The organism is Streptomyces sp. NPDC127129 (assembly GCF_042671585.1).
In the GTDB taxonomy this organism is placed as follows: domain Bacteria; phylum Actinomycetota; class Actinomycetes; order Streptomycetales; family Streptomycetaceae; genus Streptomyces.
Genome location: NZ_JBHXTV010000027.1, coordinates 25,875 through 44,718, shown reverse-complemented (window position 1 = coordinate 44,718; position 18,844 = coordinate 25,875). Strand labels below are relative to the sequence as shown.

At 73.4% G+C, this 18,844-nt stretch carries 11 protein-coding genes; 3 read left to right on the top strand and 8 right to left on the bottom strand.

Translation table 11 applies throughout. The features are described from left to right. The first annotated feature begins 286 nt into the window (after window positions 1-286). On the top strand, window positions 287-3,982 hold the full coding sequence (locus ACFVGW_RS34770) for a trypsin-like peptidase domain-containing protein (RefSeq protein ID WP_385854800.1): 3,696 nt from the start codon (window positions 287-289) through the stop codon (window positions 3,980-3,982). 31 nt (window positions 3,983-4,013) lie between these two features. Then, complete coding sequence (locus ACFVGW_RS34765) at window positions 4,014-4,970, top strand: bifunctional riboflavin kinase/FAD synthetase (protein ID WP_383228212.1); 957 nt, start codon at window positions 4,014-4,016, stop codon at window positions 4,968-4,970. 27 nt (window positions 4,971-4,997) lie between these two features. On the opposite strand, the gene ACFVGW_RS34760 is transcribed toward ACFVGW_RS34765, so the two are convergent. The 8 genes from ACFVGW_RS34760 to eccE all read right to left on the bottom strand — a co-directional run bounded on the left by ACFVGW_RS34760 (window position 4,998) and on the right by eccE (window position 17,085). After that, on the bottom strand, window positions 4,998-6,089 hold the full coding sequence (locus tag ACFVGW_RS34760; protein WP_385854799.1) for an ABC transporter ATP-binding protein: 1,092 nt from the start codon (window positions 6,087-6,089) through the stop codon (window positions 4,998-5,000). Further along, window positions 6,086-7,051 (bottom strand): ABC transporter ATP-binding protein, encoded by a 966-nt coding sequence (locus ACFVGW_RS34755; RefSeq protein ID WP_385854798.1) that lies wholly within the window; start codon window positions 7,049-7,051, stop codon window positions 6,086-6,088. The genes ACFVGW_RS34760 and ACFVGW_RS34755 overlap by 4 nt, the downstream gene beginning before the upstream one ends. Continuing rightward, window positions 7,048-7,947 (bottom strand): ABC transporter permease, encoded by a 900-nt coding sequence (locus ACFVGW_RS34750; protein WP_383228218.1) that lies wholly within the window; start codon window positions 7,945-7,947, stop codon window positions 7,048-7,050. Before ACFVGW_RS34750 ends, ACFVGW_RS34755 begins: the two co-directional genes overlap by 4 nt. Beyond that, complete coding sequence (locus ACFVGW_RS34745; protein ID WP_383228219.1) at window positions 7,944-9,005, bottom strand: ABC transporter permease; 1,062 nt, start codon at window positions 9,003-9,005, stop codon at window positions 7,944-7,946. The genes ACFVGW_RS34750 and ACFVGW_RS34745 overlap by 4 nt, the downstream gene beginning before the upstream one ends. Before the next feature lie 12 nt (window positions 9,006-9,017). Then, a complete protein-coding gene (locus ACFVGW_RS34740) occupies window positions 9,018-10,874 on the bottom strand; it encodes an ABC transporter substrate-binding protein (protein ID WP_385854797.1) in 1,857 nt (618 codons plus the stop codon). 177 nt (window positions 10,875-11,051) lie between these two features. After that, entirely contained in the window at window positions 11,052-14,660 is a 3,609-nt protein-coding gene (locus ACFVGW_RS34735; protein ID WP_385854796.1) for an SCO5717 family growth-regulating ATPase, read from the bottom strand. Window positions 14,661-14,887: 227 nt separating this feature from the next. Further along, on the bottom strand, window positions 14,888-15,772 hold the full coding sequence (locus ACFVGW_RS34730; RefSeq protein ID WP_385854795.1) for a hypothetical protein: 885 nt from the start codon (window positions 15,770-15,772) through the stop codon (window positions 14,888-14,890). After that, on the bottom strand, window positions 15,772-17,085 hold the full coding sequence (gene eccE / locus ACFVGW_RS34725) for a type VII secretion protein EccE (RefSeq protein ID WP_383228225.1): 1,314 nt from the start codon (window positions 17,083-17,085) through the stop codon (window positions 15,772-15,774). Before eccE ends, ACFVGW_RS34730 begins: the two co-directional genes overlap by 1 nt. 189 nt (window positions 17,086-17,274) lie before the next feature. Here eccE and eccB point away from each other — a divergent pair, with 189 nt between their 5' ends. Beyond that, window positions 17,275-18,834, top strand: a complete 1,560-nt coding sequence (gene eccB / locus ACFVGW_RS34720; RefSeq protein WP_385854794.1) for a type VII secretion protein EccB — start codon at window positions 17,275-17,277, stop codon at window positions 18,832-18,834. Window positions 18,835-18,844 lie beyond the last annotated feature (10 nt).

The following is an 18,844-nucleotide window of genomic DNA, read 5'->3' as shown; positions in this document are numbered from 1 at the left end:
CGGGGCCCGGGCGGCTCCCCGGGGGGGTGGAGCATATGGGCATGCCAACGCGCCCCCCCTTTTGGGGCTGCCCGGCGCACCTATCTGGGGGGCGGGGCCCCCCCCGGGGCCCCGCTCCACACTCCCCCCGGGTGATCCCCCGATCCCCCCGGGCGAGTATCTATCCACTCCGGTCCGCGTATTCACCCCTTCGGGCGGGCGCTTGGAGTGAAACGGGGGAGCGCTGGGGGGCGCGTTCGGCCTGTGTGGTTCTCGGAGTGATCACCGCCGACCTACCGTCGACACCATGGGACGCGGGGACCTCGGCACGCTGGTACGGATCTGCGATCCGGCGGGCCGACCGCGGGGAACGGGCTTCGTGGCCGACGACCGGGGAACGGTCGTCACCAGTCACGAGGCCGTCGACGGGCTCGTGGGGATCGTCCTGCACGCCCCCGGCGACCGGACACACCTCGCCGGCGCCGACGCCGTCACCGCCCTGCCCGGGACCGGTCTCGCGCTCGTGGCGACGGAGGGGCTCGACGTCAGGCCGATGCCGGTCTCCGCACGGACGGAGGTCGAGCCGGGGACGTACGTACGGATCGCGGCCCACGGCTGGCGCGAGGCGCGGGTCCTCGGCGCGGCGGCCGTCAGCCACACGGAAGCAGGCCGTGGACGGGCCCGCGGCCACGCCTGGGAGCTGGCCATCGGTACCGAAGGCGCGGAGGCCCTGCGGCTGGGCGGACAGGCCACGGGCGGTCCCGTGGTGGACCCGGAGACCGGGGCCGTCCTCGCCGTCCTCGCCACCGCCCTGCACGGCGACCACCGTGCCGCCGGATACGCCCTGCCGCTCGCCCCGGTCGACCGGCTGGCCGAGCTGCTGAGGCGCAACGCGGCGACCGCGCCCTGCTACGGATCCGAGCTCAATCTGGCGGCCGTCCTGGAGCTCACCGCCACCTCCACCGGAGCCGTGGACACCGCGGGGCCGGGTCCCGCGCCCGTCGAACGGGCCGACTGCGTCCGGGAGTTCGCCGCCTTCACCGCCTCCGGCGCGCTGGTCCTCGCCCTCGCCGGCGCCCCCGGCAGCGGCCGCACGACCGCGCTCGACGCCCACCGGGCCGAGCGGGCCCGCGGCGCCGAGCCCGCCCCCACGGTCCGGCTGCGCGGGGCCGACCTGCGGGCTGACGACACCTCCGTCGCCGACGCCGTGCGCCGCGTCCTGAGCCAGGCCGGACGCATCGTCACCGCCTCCGGAGCACGCGGTGACACCACGACCGCCACCCCCGAACGCGCCGCCGCACTGGCGTGCGCTGCCGGCCGGCCGCTCCTGATCGTCCTCGACGGCCCCGAGGAGATGCCCCCGGCCCTCGCGCACCGCCTCCCCGTGTGGACGACGGGCACCGAGACCTGGCTCCGCGCCCACGGCGCCCGGCTGATGCTCGGCTGCCGGCCGGAGCACTGGGACGTGGCGTACCGGCACTACAGCCCCGACTCGCTCCACCGTCCCTCCGACGAGGCGCTGCCCGGAGCGGTGCCCGGTGCCGTACGGCTCGGCGATCTCACCGAGGACGAGGCGCGGCTCGCCCGCGCGCGGTACGGCCTCGACCTCACCCCTCCCACCGCCGACGACGCCCGGCACCCCCTCACGCTGCGGCTGCTCGCCGAGGTACGCGACGCCATGCCCGGGGGAGCGCCCGGGACACCGGGCCGGGAGGAGGTCTTCGCCGCCCACCTCGACCTGATGTGTCTGCGGGTGGCCGTACGGATCGCCGCCGGAACCCGCCCCGTCCCGCACGGCACCGCCGTCCGCAGACTCGCCACGCGCGTCGCCGGGCAGGTCCACGAGGCGGCCCGCAGATGCCTGGGGCCCGGGCAGGGCGAGCTGGACCGCGGCTCCTTCGAGGAGCTGTTCCCCTGGCGGACCGGCTGGGCCTCCGCCGTCCTGACCGAGGGCCTCCTCGTCCCGGCCGGCTCCGGCTACCGCTTCGGCCACGAGGAGCTCGCCGACTGGATCCAGGGCGCCCACCTGGACGTCGACGGAGCGCTCTCCACACTCGCCGAGGTCCCCCCGCCCACGTCGGCCGGTTCGGTCGCCCCGCACGCGCCCGCCGGTTCGGTCGCCCCGCACGCGCCCGCCGGTTCGGTCGCCCCGCACGCGCCCGCCGACCCGGGCTCCCCGCACGCGGCCGCCGGTTGGGTCACCCCGTCCACGCCCGCCGACCCGGGCTCCGCGCACGCCGGCCCGCCGCAGCGCCCGCTGCCCGTGCCGCGTCACCGGATCGGGCCCGTCGTGCAGGCCCTGCTCCTGATGGGCCGCGAGCACGGCTCCGACGCGCTCGGGCTCCGCCTGACCGGTCTCGCCGACGCCCTCGACCGGCTCCGCGCCGAGGGCCGCGCGGTCGGCGACACCGGCTGGTGGGCCTCCCGCCTCCTCGCCCAGACCCTGCTCCGCCTCCCCGACCCCCGGCCCTACCTCCCGGTCCTCCGCCGGCTCGCCGACCGGCTGGGCGCCCCCCGGCCGGCCCCGCGCCCCGGGGAGGGCATCCCCCAGCAGCGCCCCGCGCCGGAAGCCCGGCCCCCGGCCGCCGCCACGCACGCCGACATCCCGCCCGCACCGCGCTCCCACGCCTCCGGGCCGACCGCCCCCGTCTTCGGACCCGCGTTCTGGCAGGCGCTGCGGATCGGGGAGGGGGAGCGGATCGACCTGCTGCGCAGACTCGTCCCGGCCGACCCGCCCGTCGGCGTGACCACGGTGCCCCGGTTCCTCGACGTCGTCGCCGAACGCCTCGTCACCGAGCCCCGTGGCGTACAGCCGCTGCTCTGCCGCTGGTTCGGCGACGGACGCGCCCTCGCCGCCGCCCCGTACGCCACCGTCGGCACCGCCGCCCAGGCCCTGCTCCACACCCATCGGCACCTGGCCGTCGACGACCTGTGCGAGGCGCTCGCCGCCACCGCCCACCCGCTCGCCGAAGGGCTGCTCACCGCCCTCACCGAGGACGAGCCGTCGGCCGTCTGCCGGGCCGTCGACCGCTGGGCCCACGACGACGGCCGGCCCGCGCGCCGCGCCGCGGCCGCCACATACGGCAGTCTGGTCGCCCCGCACGCCACGACCGACCCCGACCGCGAGCTCCTCCGGTACGCCGCCCTCGCCCTGCTCGCCCGCCCCGGCGACGCCGTCCTGCACGGTCCCGCCCTCGGTCTCCTCGTCCGCGACCCGCACACCCGCTCCCGGCATCTGCCCCGCGCCCTGACCCATCCCCGCGTCCCCGCGGACGCCCTCGCCGCCGCGCTCGCCACCCACCCCGAACCCGTCCTCGCCGCCCTCCAGTCCCGCCTGCACGGACCCGGCGAGGCCGCCGGAGAGGCCCTGCGCGCGCTCGCCGAGGTCACCACGCCCGCCCTCGCCCGGCGCGCGGCCGCACTCGTCGGCGCCTACGTCGACCGCCACCCCGACGGCGCCCGGCACGCCGCCGCCTTCGTCGACCGCCGCCTCGAACACGGGCCCGCCGCCCGCGCCGTCCTGTTCCCCCTGGTCACCGGCCTGCTCCGAGGCCGGCCCGTCCAGGTCCGCAGCGCCCTCGCCCCCGTGCTCGCCGCGCCCGGCACGGGGGCCTCCCGCCTGCTGCGCACCGAACTCCTCGACGTACTCCTCGACCACGAGCAGTACGCGGCGCGGGACCTCACCGTGCTCGACGCCCTGCTGCGCGCCGCCGCCCTCGGCTGCGAGAGGCGCCCCGAGGTCCGCACCCGCGACCTCGTCCGCCGCACCGCCCTCCTCCTCGTCCGTACGCCCGAGGGGGCCACCTGCTGCGACCGGCGGCTCGTCGAGCTCGCCCGCGAAGTGCCCGCGTTCGCCGTCCAGCTGGCGCGCTGGATCGCCGACGCGCCCGACGACTGGTCCGTCCTGGTCGGCCCCGCAGCCGCCCGTACGGTCCAGAGCGTCGGCAGGTCCATGCCGATGCGAGGAGAAGGCCGTGGGCATGGCAGTCTTAGACCGGCGTAATCGGCGAACAGGCGGACGAGGAGCGGTCACAGTGCAACGCTGGCGTGGCTTGGAGGACATCCCCCAGGACTGGGGGCGCAGCGTCGTCACCATCGGCTCCTACGACGGGGTGCACCGCGGGCACCAGCTGATCATCGGAAGGGCCGTGGAGCGCGCCCGCGAGCTGGGCGTGCCCTCGGTCGTGGTCACCTTCGAGCCGCACCCCTCCGAGGTCGTGCGGCCCGGTAGCCACCCCCCGCTGCTCGCCCCGCACCCCCGCCGCGCCGAGCTGATGGCGGGGCTGGGCGTGGACGCGGTCCTCGTCCTGCCGTTCACGGCCGACTTCTCGCAGCTCTCCCCGGCGGACTTCATCGTGAAGGTCCTCGTCGACAAGCTGCACGCCAAGGCCGTCATCGAGGGACCGAACTTCCGCTTCGGCCACCGCGCCGCCGGCAACGTCGCCTACCTCGCCGAACTCGGCGTCACATACGACTACGAGGTCGAGGTCATCGACCTCTTCGTGAGCGGCACGGCGGGCGGCGGGGAGCCGTTCTCCTCCACGCTCACCCGCCGGCTGGTCGCCGAGGGCGACGTGGAGGGCGCCGCCGAGATCCTCGGACGCCCGCACCGCGTCGAGGGCATCGTGGTCCGAGGCGCCCAGCGCGGCCGCGAGCTCGGCTTCCCCACGGCCAACGTCGAGACCCTGCCGCACACCGCCATCCCGGCGGACGGCGTGTACGCCGGCTGGCTGACCGCCGCAGGGGAGCGCATGCCCGCCGCGATCTCGGTCGGTACGAACCCCCAGTTCGACGGGACGGAGCGGACGGTCGAGGCGTACGCCATCGACCGCGAGGGCCTCGACCTGTACGGCCTGCACGTGGCCGTCGACTTCCTGGCGTACGTCCGCGGCATGCTCAAGTTCGAGACCCTGGACGACCTGCTCGAAGCGATGGCCGGGGACGTGAAGCAGGCCCGCGAACTCACCGCGGTGTACGACAGGAAGAACTGACCCGACGCCCCCGGCCCGGCCCGGGCGTCAGACCGTCCTCGCGCCGTCCGTCAGCCAGTGGCAGGCCACCTCCCGCGTACCGCCGCCGCCGAGCACCGGCAGGTCCTCGCTCCGGCAGCGGTCCGCGACCGCCGCGGCCTCGCCCGAGGCCAGCACCTGGCAGCGGGCGTGGAAACGGCACCCGGTGGGGATCCGGGCCGGGTCCGGCGGCTCGCCGGCCAGTACCACCGGCGCCCCCTCGGACTCCGGCAGCACCGACAACAGCGCCCGGGTGTACGGATGCTGGGGGGCCGTCAGGACGGACTCCACCGTTCCGGTCTCCACGATCCGCCCCAGGTACATCACCGCGACCCGGTCCGCGATGTTCCACGCGAGGCCGAGGTCGTGCGTCACGACCAGCGCCGAGAGCCCCAGTTCGTCGCGGAGCCGCAGCAGCAGTGCCAGGATCTCGCCCCGTACCGACGCGTCCAGCGAGGCCACCGGCTCGTCCGCGACGATCAGCTCCGGCTGCAGCACCAGCGCGCCCGCGATGACGACACGCTGACGCTGGCCCCCGGACAGCTCGTGCGGATAGCGCAGGAAGAACCGCTCCGGCGGGCGCAGACCGGCACGGGACAGGGCCTCCGCGACGGCCGCCCGCTCGTCCCCGTCGTACCCGTGGATCCGCAGCCCCTCGGCCACCGCGTCGTACACGGTGTGCCGGGGGTTCAGCGAGCCGCTCGGGTCCTGCAGGACCAGCTGGGCGCGCCTGCGGTACGCCTTGAGGGCGCGCGAGGTGTACGCGAGCGGCTCACCGGCGAAGGCCACGGAGCCCGCCGTCGGCGGCACCAGCCCGAGCAGCGACCGCGCGAGCGTCGTCTTGCCGCACCCCGACTCGCCGACCAGGGCCACGATCTCCCCGGCGCCGATGTCCAGATCCACCCCGTCCACCGCCCGCGCGGGGGGAGCGCCCCGCCGCCCGGGGAAGGTCACCCGCAGCCCCCGCGCGGACAGCAGCGGACCGGCGTCCCCCGCCGCGCCCTCCACGGGCGCCGCGGCCACCGACGCGCCCGCGCCCGCACCCGGGCCGGCGCCCGCACCCATGCCCGTCGGTGCGGCGTCCGGTGTCAGCGGGTTCATGAGCCACTCCCTACGTGTACGCAGGCGGCGCGGCGCCCCGCGCCCGCCTCCCGCAGCTCCTGGTCCTGCTCCCCGCAGACCTCCACGGCCGCCGGACAGCGCGGATGGAACGCGCATCCGGCCGGCAGGTCGGCGGGGTCCGGCGGATCGCCCGGAAGGCCGCGCGGCGCCCGGCGCGACCCCGGGTCGCCGATCCTCGGGAAGGCCGACGACAGGGCGCGCCCGTACGGGTGCTCCGCCGCGTCGTACACCTGGCGCGCCGGGCCCTCCTCCACCACCCGCCCCGCGTACATCACCGCGAGCCGGTCGCAGGTGTCGGCGAGGACCGCCAGATCGTGACTGATCATCAGCAGGCTGATGCCGTCGTCGGCCACCAGACGCTCGATCAGCCGCAGGATCTGCGCCTGGATCATCACGTCGAGCGCCGTCGTCGGCTCGTCCGCCACGATCAGGCGCGGATCGCAGGCCAGCGCCATCGCGATCATCACCCGCTGCCGCTGCCCGCCGGACAGCTCGTGCGGATAGGCCGCCGCCCGCGCCGCCGGCAGGCCGACGTGCTCCAGGAGCTCGCCGACCCGTTTCCGCGCCTCCGCCGGGGTCGGCCGCCCGTGCACGAGCAGCGGCTCGGCGATCTGGTCGCCGATCCGCTGCACCGCGTTCAGCGAGTGCATCGCGCCCTGGAAGACGATCGACGCGCCCGCCCAGCGCACGGCCCGCAGCCGGCCCCACTTCATGGCGAGGACGTCCTCGCCGTCGAGCAGGATCTGCCCCGTCAGCCGCGCCGAGGCGGGCAGCAGGCGCAGCAGCGCCAGCGCCATCGTGGACTTCCCGCACCCCGACTCGCCCGCGACCCCGAGCTTCTGGCCGGCCTCCAGGGTGAGATCGACGCCCCGTACGGCGGGGACGGCGGACGCCCCCGACCCGTACGTCACCGTCAGGTTCCGTACCTCGAGCAGGCTCATCGCCCCACCCCCAGCTTCGGGTTCAGCACGGACTCGACCGCCCGCCCGCACAGCGTGAAGGCCAGCGCGACCAGCGCGATCGCGATCCCGGGCGGCGCCAGGTACCACCAGTGGCCGGACGAGACCGCGCCCGCCTCCCGGGCGTCCTGGAGCATGCCGCCCCAGGAGACCACCGTCGGATCGCCGAGGCCCAGGAAGGCCAGCGTCGCCTCCGTGAGGATCGCGGTGGAGATGCCGAGCGTGGTCTGGGCGAGCACCAGCGGCATCACGTTGGGCAGCACGTGCCGGCTCATGACGTGCCCGTGTCCGCCGCCGAGCGCAGTGGCCCGCTCGATGTACGGACGGGACTCCACCGCGATCGTCTGGGCGCGCACCAGCCGGGCCGTGGTCGGCCATGTGGTGACGCCGATCGCGAGGATCACCGTCCACATCGAGCGGGACATCACCGTCGCCAGCACGATCGCGAGGACGAGCGTCGGCATGACCAGGAACCAGTCGGTGATGCGCATGACGACCGTCGAGAACCAGCCGCCGTAGTGCCCGGCGATGATGCCGACAAGGGTGCCGATGGCGACCGACAGGGCGGCCGCGAGCAGCCCTACGAGAAGCGAGATCCGCGCGCCCCAGATCAGCAGACCGAGCAGCGACCGCCCGAACTGGTCCGTCCCGAGGAGGAATTCGGTGCTCGGCGGCTCCAGTGCCGTACCCGGCGCGTTCGTCACGGACTGCACGTCCGAGCCGACGATCAGCGGGGCGGCGAGCGCGAGCAGGGCGATCAGGGAGAGCCCGGCGAGGCCGTAGAGGCCCGCGCGGTGGGTGCGGTACTGCTTCCAGAAGCGGGACACCGTACCGCGTCGGCGTTCCCAGGCCAGAGACGAGAGTGACGAGGAGGTCATCGGCCCACCCGGGGGTCGAGCAGCGGATAGAGCAGATCGGCGATCAGGTTCATCACGATCATCGCGCCGGCGAAGACCACGAACAGGCCCTGGACCAGCGGCAGATCGGGCACGCTGAGCGCCTGGTAGAACAGCCCGCCGAGCCCCGGCCAGGAGAACACCGTCTCCACCAGGATCGAACCCGCCGCCACATGGCCGAGGTTGATGAAGACCATGGTCACCGTCGGCAGGAGCGCGTTCGGCACGGCGTGCCGGCGCCTGACGACGTCGTCGCGCAGCCCCTTCGCCCGCGCCGTCGTCAGATAGTCGCTGCCCATCTCGTCGAGCAGCGACGAGCGCATGACGAGCAGCGTCTGCGCATAGCCGACCGCCACCAGGGTGACGACCGGCAGCACCATGTGGTGGGCGACGTCGAGGACGTACGCGAAGCCGGTCTCACCCGTGCCCGACTCCATGCCGCCGGTCGGGAAGAGACCGGGGACCGGCCCCATGCCGACCGAGAAGACGATGATCAGAAGCAGCCCGAGCCAGAACGAGGGCACGGACCACAGGGTCAGCGCGACGCCCGTGCTCACCTTGTCGCCGAGCCCGCCGTGGCGCCAGGCGGAGCGGGTGCCGAGCCAGAGGCCGAGCGCCGAGTAGATCACCACGGCGACACCGGTCAGCAGCAGCGTCGCCGGCAGCTTCGTCGCGATGAGATCGCCGACCGGGGCGTGGAACTGGTACGACGTGCCGAGATCGCCGCTCAGCGCCTTGGCGCAGTAGTCGGTGAACTGCTGCCACAGCGGCAGATCGAGCCCGAACTGCCGGCGCAGCGTCGCCAGCTGCTCCGCCGAGGTGGGGATCCCGTGCGTCATCGCCTTGACCGGGTCGCCGGGGATGATCCGGAACAGGAAGAAGCTGGTGACCAGGACGGCGAAGAGCGAAACGGCCGCGCCGCCCAGCTTCCCGGCCACGTAGCGGAGGTACTGGAGGGTCGTACCGGTGCGGGACGCGCCGTCCGTGGTGCGGACCTTCTCGGTCCGCACCACGTCGGCGGGGGTGCTTGCTGTCGTCACGTCGCCGCTCGTCTACTCGCGGTCGTCGGCGGTGGTGCGCCGCCGCATGCCGAGGAAGACGCCGACGCCGACCACGACCACCACGGCCGCGCCGATACCGAGGATCACGCCGTTGGAGGACTCGCTCTCCGATCCGGCGGCGGTGGACGCCGGGGTCGGCACGGCCGACCACCAGCTCCAGTAGCCGTCCTGCCCCCAGAGGTTGCCGGCGGCCGCGGGCATGGTCGTGATGGACTTGATCTGGTCCGAGCGGTACGCCTCCAGGGCGTTCGGGTAGGCCATGATGTTCATGTACCCGGTGTCGTACAGTCTCGACTGCATCTGCTTGACGAGATCCGCCCGCTTGGCGGCGTCGTACTCCGCCGACTGCTGCGCGTACAGCGTGTCGAACTGCTTGTCGCAGATGAAGTTGTCGGTGGCGCCGGTGTCCTTCGGGGTCGCGGGCAGCGTGCCGCAGGTGTGGATCGACAGGACGTAGTCGGGGTCGGGGTTGACCGACCAGCCGTCGAAGGCGAGGTCGTAGTCGCCCTTGGTCCAGGGATCGCCGACGTTGTCCAGGCACTCGACCTTCAGCCCGATGCCGAGCTCGCCCCACCACTCCTGGAGGTACTTGCCGACCGCCTTGTCGTTCGGGTCGGTGGCGTGACAGAGGATCCGGAAGTCGAGCGGCCTGCCGTTCTTGCCGACCCGCTTGCCCGCGCCGTTCTTCTTGTAGCCGGCCTGGTCCAGGAGCTGCGCGGCCCTGGCCGGGTCGTAGCCGAGCTTCTGCTCGGCGCCCGGCTTCCAGAAGTACGAGCCGAAGCGCGGCGGGATGTAGCCCTCGCCCTCGACGGCGTGGCCCTGGAAGACCTTGTCGACGATGGTCGTCCGGTCGACGGCGAGGAAGAGCGCCTTGCGGACCGCCGGGTCCAGGAGCGCCGGGTGGCCGTTGCCGAAGGTCTTGCCGTCCCTGGAGCGCGCGCCCGGGTTGGTGGCCAGGGCGAAGAAGCGCCGGCCGGGAGCGTCGTTGACCTCGATGTTCTCGGCGGACTTCAGCGCCGCGGCCTGTGCGGGCGTCAGGTTCGAGACGAAGGACACCTCGCCCTTCTGCAGTGCGGCGACGGCGGCGTCACCGTCCTTGTAGTACTTGAACACCAGCTCGTCGAACTTGGGTGCGCCACGCCAGAAGCCCTTGTTCGGCTTCATCTTGATGTACTGGTCGACCTTGAAGTCCGTGATGACGAACGGTCCGTTGCCGACGATCGGGAACTGCTGGTCGTTGTTGAACTTCGAGAAGTCGCCGACCTTCTCCCACACGTGCTTGGGCACGATCGGCACGTCCAGCGCCGTCATGGTGGCCTGCGGCTTCTTCAGCTCGATGACGAGGGTCCGCGGGTCGGGCGCGGTGACCTTCTTGAAGTTGGACGTGAAGCTGCCGTTCGCGGTGGCGGCGTTCGGGTCCGTCATCATCTTGTTGAAGGTCCAGGCGGCGTCCTCGGCGGTGGCCTTCTTCCCGTCGGACCACGTCGAGTCCTCGCGGATCGTGTACGTCCAGGTGAGCTTGTCCGCCGAGGACGTCCACGCGGTCGCGAGACCCGGGATCGCCCGGGCGTCCTCGGCGTCGTAGTTCGTCAGGTACTCGTACGCCAGACGGTGGATGCTGGTCGAGACGAGCTTCTGGGCGAGGAACGGGCTCAGCGAGTCGACGCTCTGCGAGACGGCGACGGTGAGGGTGGTGCCGCCGCTCTTGGCGTCGCCCTCGGCGGCCGGCGCGGCCTGGGCCGTGACCTGGGGGACGGCCATGAGCGTGGTGGCGGCGACGCCCGCGGCGAGCAGCAGCCGGGGGAGTCTTCGGGAGACGGCGGGGCGGGGCGGGACCTTCGTGACCATGACCATAGGACGTACCTCGCGTCGTGGATCTTGGGCGCCAACTGGTGAAGCGAAGGTCTATCAGCGGTGGACGACGTCGTCAACGATGACTCAAACCCCTTGTGGGCTGCGGGAATGCAATGAGGCCCCGCACCGGGGAGCCGGTGCGGGGCCTCATTGGTCTACTCCTGTGACGCCTTACTGCTGAGGGGCTGGCGGAGCCTGCGGAGGCGTCTGCTGGGGCTGCTGCGGCCACCCGGCGGGCGGCATCGGAGCGTTCGGATCCGCTTGCGCCTGCGGAGGTACGGGCTGCGCGGGGGGCTGCTGCTCCCACCCCTGGGCCGGGCCGGGCTGACCGGGCTGGCCGGGCTGGCCGTACTGAGGCGCCTGTCCGGGTTGCCCCTGCTGTCCCTGCTGTCCCGGCTGAGGAGCGTACGGCTGCTGCGGGTAGGGCTGCGGCTGAGCCTGCGGGTACGGCTGGGGGGCGTACGGCTGACCGGGCTGCGGCGCGTACGGCTGTCCCGGCTGCGGCGCGTACGGCTGACCGGGCGCGGGCTGACCGGGGATCGGCTGCTCCGGCATCTGCTGCTGGCCCGGCATGGGCTGACCGGGCATCTGCTGCTGACCGGGCATGGGCTGACCGGGCATGGGCTGTCCCGGCATCTGCTGCTGGCCCGGCATCGGCGGGGCCATGTTCGGCGGCAGACCGCCCTGGCCGTCGCCCGTCCACAACCCCTGCACCTGCTGCGCTCGCGCGAAGTCCTCGGCGACCATCGCCGACAGGTTGAAGTACGCCTCACGCGTCTTCGGCCGCATCATGTCGAGGTCGACCTCGGCGCCGGCCGACAGGTGCTCGTCGAAGGGCACCACGATCACCCCGCGGCAACGGGTCTGGAAGTGCTGCACGATGTCGTCGACCTTGATCATCTTGCCGGTCTCGCGCACCCCGGAGATGACCGTGATCGAGCGCTGCACCAGCTCCGCGTACCCGTGGGCGGAGAGCCAGTCGAGCGTCGTCGACGCGCTGGAGGCGCCGTCGACGGACGGGGTGGAGATGATGATCAGCTGGTCGGCGAGGTCCAGCACACCGCGCATCGCGCTGTAGAGCAGGCCCGTACCGGAGTCGGTGAGGATGACCGGGTACTGCTTGCCCAGGACCTCGATCGCCCGCCGGTAGTCCTCGTCGTTGAACGTCGTCGAGACGGCCGGGTCCACGTCGTTGGCGATGATCTCCAGACCGGAGGGCGCCTGCGAGGTGAAGCGGCGGATGTCCATGTACGAGTGGAGGTACGGGATAGCCTGCACGAGGTCACGGATCGTGGCCCCGGTCTCACGGCGCACCCGGCGGCCGAGGGTGCCGGCGTCGGGGTTGGCGTCGATGGCGAGGATCTTGTCCTGGCGCTCGGTGGCCAGGGTCGCGCCGAGCGCGGTGGTCGTCGTGGTCTTGCCGACACCGCCCTTGAGGGAGATGACCGCGATCCGGTAGCAGGACAGCACCGGCGTACGGATGAGGTCGAGCTTGCGCTGCCGCTCGGCCTCCTCCTTCTTGCCGCCGAGCTTGAAGCGGGCGGAGGCGGCGGGGTTCCGGCTGGACTTGGCCTTCTGCTTGTTGTTGCGCAGCAGCCGGTCGGAGGAGAGCTCGACGGCGGCGGTGTACCCGAGGGGGGCACCCGGCACGGACCGCTCGCGCTGGTCGTGCGTCACCGGGGTGGGCCAGGCGGCACCGGTCCGCGGGTCGACGGGCGCCTGCGGCGGAACCTGGGCCTCGGGCTGCGGCTGCGGCTGAGGCTGCGCCTCACCGGGCTGCGGGAACCCGTACCCACCCTGAGCCTGCGGAGGCACGGGGGCGGGCTGAGCCTGAGCGGCCGCCACATGTCCCGGCTGCGGGAACCCGTACCCGCCCTGAGGCGGTACGGGGGCGTCGGGTGCCTGCGGTGCGGGCTGGGGCTGCCCGGGCTGCGGGAAGCCGTAGCCGCCCTGCGGAGCTGGAGCCTGGGGTGCTTGTGCCGCGGGCGGCTGCTCGGCCTGTCCGGGCTGCGGGAAGCCGTACCCGCCCTGCGGAGCCGGAGCCTGGGGTGTCTGTGCCGCGGGCGGCTGCTCGGCCTGTCCGGGCTGTGGGAATCCGTACCCGCCCTGCGGTGTGGGGGCGTTGGGTGCCTGCGGTGCGGGCTGGGGCTGCCCGGGCTGCGGGAAGCCGTATCCACCCTGCGGAGCCGGAGCCGGAGCCGGAGCCGGAGCCGGAGCCGGAGCCGGAGCCGGAGCCTGGGGTGCCTGCGCCGCGTACGGCTGCTCGGGCTGGCCCGGCTGCGGGAAGCCGTATCCACCCTGCGGCGGCTGTGCCGCAGGCGGCTGCTCGGCCTGCCCGGGCTGCGGGAAGCCGTAGCCGCCCTGCGGAGCCGGAGCCGGAGCCTGAGGTGCCTGTGCCGCGGGCGGCTGCTGGGCCTGACCCGGCTGCGGGAACTCGTACCCGCCCTGCGGCGGAACGGGAGCAGGCGGCGTCTGCCAGGAGGCGGCGGCCGGCATCGGAGCGGCCGGTGCCGGCGCCGGTGCCGACTGGTCGCCGGGAGCCACCGGGGCGGGCCACTGCGGCGCGGGAGTAGGCGCCGCGGGCTGGAACGCCGGCGGCAGGGGCGGCAGTCCGGCCCCCTCCTGCGGCGCGGGCGCCGCAGCCGCCACGGGCGGCACAACGGCGGGCGGCAACGGCGCCGGAACGGCGTCCTGGGGCTCGGCGGCGGCCGGCAGCGCGCCTGAGGCACCGTCATGCGCCTCACCCGACGGAACGGGGACCGCGGGCGGTACGGGCGCGGAGGGCTCACTCGAGACGGAGGCACCCGACGACGGGGCGCCACCCGGCGTCTCGGCGGCCTCCGGTGCAGCGCCGCTCGCGTCCTCCGTCGCAGCGGAGCCATCGGACACGACGGCCGAAACCTCAGCCGCCGGTGCTTCGTTCTCCGCCGGTCCGGTGGACTCACCCCCGGCAGTGCCGGGGGCCTCGGCGGAAGCGCCCTCCTGCCCGGCGGGGGCGGCGGCGGGCGTGCCATGGGTGTCGAACGTGGACGGAGCGCCGGAAACGGAGACTTCGGACGCCGCACCGTCACCGGGGCTCACGGCAGCCTCCGGCCCGGCCGCCGAGCTGTCGCCCGCACCCCCGTCGGGGGCGGATGCCGCGCCGGCTTGCTCGTCACCCACGTGTGCGGCCGCAGCCGCGCGCTCGGAGATCTCCGCCATCTCGCGCTTCATGGCGGCGGGGGAGAAGCGCATGGTCGCGCCGCTTTCCAGATCGCCGTTCCCGAACGGCCCGTCGACGGCGGGTTCGGCCGGTGCGGCAGGCTGCGTGGGCACGACAGGGCCGGGAGCCGCGGGCACGACGGGGCCCGGAGCCGCGGGAATGGCGGGCACGACCGGACCCGGAGCCGCCGGCATGGCAGGCGCGACCGGGCCCGGATCCACGGGCATGGCCGGAGCGCCCGCGCCGGGAGCCGGTGGCATGGAAGGCACGACGGGGCCCGGAGCCGGCGATGACGGAGGCTGGGGTGCCCAGTTGGGCTCGAATCCGCTGCCCGCCGGAAGTCCCGGAACGGCAGGCTGAGCACCAGGCTGAGCAGCAGGCGGAGCACCATGCGGAGCCGGTGGCGTAGCGCCCCCGGAATCCCCGGAGCCGGCCGATCCCGACGCGTTCTGCGTGTACCAGGCCGGAGGGGTGTAGTCGATGGTGAACTCACCCGTCATCTCGGCGGGATCCGCGTCGGACTGATCATCGGCGGGTGGACTCCAACCCCCGTGGATCTCGTCCCGATCGCCGTTCACTTTGCCTCCTGGTGTGGTCGCGCACCCTTGTGCTGTCGTGGGCGGGCTCTACCCACCCTAAACGCCAACCGCGTTCGTGGGGCAGGCCCGGCTGCCCGCCCGCATCTGTCCTGTAGGTCACGTCTCGCCCCCAAGTGACCTACAGGCACCGCAGAGTGAACCGTCAGGCGATCACCTGGCGATCCAAATCCGCGCATAAAGGGACAGGATGGGGAATCGTCTCGCCGTCAGTCCATCCGGCGTGCGCTGCCCAACAATCCGGTCTCGGCGTCCGTCGCCTGCGTCATCACGAACTGCCGGTCGCGCGGCGTGCACCACAGGGTCACACCGTCGGCGAGTGTCGACAACGCCTCCGACTCCTGACGCGGCAGGCCCATGATCCGGCCGATCTGCACCGCCTCCTCCGGGGACACCCGCTGGATGCCCACCAGGGAGGATTTCTCCAGGAGGCGCGGGGCCACCGGGCTCAGGTAGGGCAGCAAGGTCACCACCGACTGCCAGGGCGCGGACACGACCCGGCCGCGCGGCGGTCGCATCCCGCAGTCCCGCACGACGACCACGGGGCTGCCGGCCGAAGCGCCTTGCGGCGGAACGCGGCCGACGTCGTGCAGCGTGACGCACGGCTGTCCGCCGCCCGCGGCCTGCGCGAGCCCGGTCCAGGCCGGAGCCCGACCGGTCTCCACGGCCACCCTCGCTCCGGTCGCGGCCGCGCGCAGCGCCAGGACCTGAGCCGTCCACAGGCCGCCGATCAGCGTCACGTCGTACGGAGTGGGGCGGTTGATGCCGAGCACCGCGGGCCGGCCCTCGGCGTCCACACCGATGACCATCCCGTCGTCGCCCACCGGAAGGCTCAGTGCCCCGAGTTGCTCCAGCGGCACCGCGTGCCGGTCCCGGCGCGGCCCGACGAGCCCGAAGCCGAACCGCGGTCGTGTCACCCGTCCCGTACCACGCCCGGAAGCAGAACGCCCGGAACTGCCACGCCCGGAAGCGGCGCGCCCACCACCGGTCCCGGGCCCGCCACCGGCACCGGTGGCGCCACTCGTACCGATCCCGGGACCCGTACCCCGGTTGCCGGGAGCCGGCTGCGAGGAAGGTGAAGTGGAGAAGGACATCAGCGCGCACCCCCGAGCGGCAGCGAGGCCAGCATGCCGGGCACCTGTTCGCGGTCGAGCCGCACCAGACCCGTCTTCACCCCACGCGCCGCCCGCTCCAGTTCGTGACGTGCCGACACGAGCTCCTCGTCGCTGCGGCCCGTGATCCGCACATGGCCCGCCACCGTCACCTCCTGGCGGTCGCCGCCGCTCAGCGTCAGGCTGAAGGTCGTCGCGAGGGCCGGGAGCGAGGTCAGCAACGCGATCAGCTGCGGCATCGACGCGCCCGCGCCGCCCTCGCGCCCGAGCTGCGGCCAACGCCCCACCCAGTACGTCGTATGGCGCCGGTCGTCGACCCGCCAGGTACGGGACGTCTCCTGCGTCCGCCGGGCCTGAGTCTGGCCGCGGCCCGCCTGGGCGATCGCCATGGGACTCGCACACGTCGACGTCGCCAGCGCCGCGATCAGTTCCTGCTCGGTGAGCACGGTCGCCCTGAACCCCGCGCCGGCAAGCCGGCTCGCCAACTGGTCCGCGGTCCGCACCACACACTTCTGCGCGCCTTCGAGGCCACCACCGCGGGCGGCGACGGCCTCCGGACACAGTTCGGGGTCCAGCTTCAGCGCCACCCAGGTGATCCGCACCGCCGGCGAACCCGTCTGGGCCTGGAGCGGTACGTAGTTCCGCCTGGCCATCGACTGGGCCGGCAGGTGCGGGGCGGGCGCGGGCTGTGTGTGCTGCACGATCTGCGCGGACTCCAGCCTGATCCCGTCCACGTCCAGGACGTCCCGGACGACTGCGACGGGCAGCGGACGTGTCGCGCGGTCCGGACGCAGAGCCGTGGCCTCCGACTCGACCCGTACCAGGGCGGTGAGGAACGTACCGTCCCCGATCATCCCGACCGGTCGGCGGTCCCGGTCGCTGTACGTGTAGGTCCGCAACGCCGGATCGCACTCCACGACCGGCGCGAGGCCCGGCTCCGTGTCCTCCGGAAGGACGAGCGAGGCCGCCCGGCGCGTGCGCGCACGCAGGGTGAGGAAGGTGGCGAGCCACTCCGGCATCGAACGGTGGTGCCTGCGCACCACCGCGAGCAGCACGAGCAGCGTCGCGACGACGCCGGCGGGGACCAGCAGCAACGGCTCGACGACCCAGGCCACGAGCAGCAGCGCCGCCGCCACCTCAATCAGTACGAGCTGTTGCAATCGGAACGATCCGAAGTGTCCAGGGCGTGCCTGGAGCCGAGGTGAGACGGCCGAGGGCGCTCCCGCCGGAGAGTGCTCCGGGGGCGCGGAGGAGGGTGCGGCAGCCGCGTGCCGCGTCCGCGTCGCGGATGCCATCATGGAGAATCCCCCCATTCGTCCTGATCACCCTGGCCCGCCAGGGCCTTGGCAGCTGGATCACCCTACCCGCCCCTCAGGCGCCTTCGGACAGCAGGCATAGTAGGGGGCCGGTCCGACAGCCGGGGCTCGGGTGCCATACCCCCGAACGCGTCGGTGACGACTGCGCCTGACGAAAAATGGGGACTCATGGCATCACGGCGGGATGAGCTCAACGCGTACACCTTTGCGAAGAAGCGCACGGTGGCCGCATTCCTCCAACCTTCGCCCTCAGGTACCGAGGAGGGGGCGCCGAGGCCGCTGCGCGCGGTTCTGCCCGGCATGATCGTGGGGGCGCTGGTGCTCGCCGGATTCGGTGCCTGGGGCATGTTCAGCCCCAAGGCGCCCAAGGGCTGGGACGCGCCCGGCACGAAGGTGATCGTGGGCAAGCAGTCGACCACCCGGTACGTGGTGCTCACCACCGGGAAGGGCAAGGACAAGAAGACCCTGCTCCACCCCGTTCTCAACCTCGCCTCCGCGCGACTCCTGCTCACGCCGCAGCAGTTCTCCGTCATTCAGGTCGACGACAAACTCCTCGACGCGGGCAATCCGCCGCGCGGTCCGATTCTCGGCATCCCGTACGCCCCCGACCGGCTCCCCAACGCAGACGAGGCAGGCGCCGCCAAGCGCTGGGCCGTGTGCGAACAGCCTGGCGGCGGCAAGGGAGCCAGTGTCCAGAAGGCCACGTTCGTCTTCGCCCAGCGGGACTTCAAGCGCACCGAGGGCGGCGCACAGCTCAAGGACGGGCAGATGATGTACGTCCAGGGGCAGAAGGACAAGGCCCGCTACCTGGTCGACCACCGGGGCACGAAGTACCTGGTGCCGGGCGACCCCGACGAGTCCGCGGGGCTCACCACGGCCCTCGTCGGTCTCAACAAGACGCCCCAGCAGGTCACGGACGACTGGCTGGCCACGCTGCACACCGGAAGCCCCGTCGAGTTCCCGCAGATCCCCGGCAAGGTCGGCGACCCCGCCGGTGTCGGTGGCGGCAACCTCAGCCAGACCGAGGGCCGGGTCGGCATGGTGCTGCTCGGCCAGACCGGATCCGGGCCCCAGCACTACGTGGTCCTGCCCGGCAAGGTCCAGCCGGTCTCGGAGTTCACGGCCTGGCTGCTCATCAACTCGCCGCAGACCGACGCCCTCGACATGGACGGCAGGGCGACCACGGTCGACGCCGCGTCCTTCACCCCGGACTCCGGCACCTTCGGCGCACAGTACCGCTGGCCGACCCGTAAGTCCGAGCAGGTCAACACGGTGACCGGCAAGGGGGCCAGGGACACCGTCTGCAGCGTGCTCAACCGCGTCGACGACAAGGGCCGGGCGACACTGACCACCTGGGCCGGGACGAAGTACCCGGCGGAGATCACCGCCGGCGGCACCAGTACGTACGTCACCCCGGGCAGCGGCCTGCTCTACACGCAGGTCCAGGGCAAGCAGGCGAAGCCCGACGGATCGCTGTTCCTCGTGACCGACACCGGTCTGCGCTACGCGGTGCAGGCCAACGGCGACAGCGACGCCGCGCGGTCGGACATCGGCACCGGGCAGCAGGACGACAAGCAGACCGACGGCCGTCCGGAACCGAGTGCGGCACAGACTCGTCTCGGCTACGAGAAGGTCACTCCGCTTCCCGTCCCGATGGTGTGGTCGGAGTTTCTGTCCAAGGGACCGAGGCTCGACACCAACAGCGCGCGTCAGCCGCAGGGTTCGTAGGGAGGGGGAG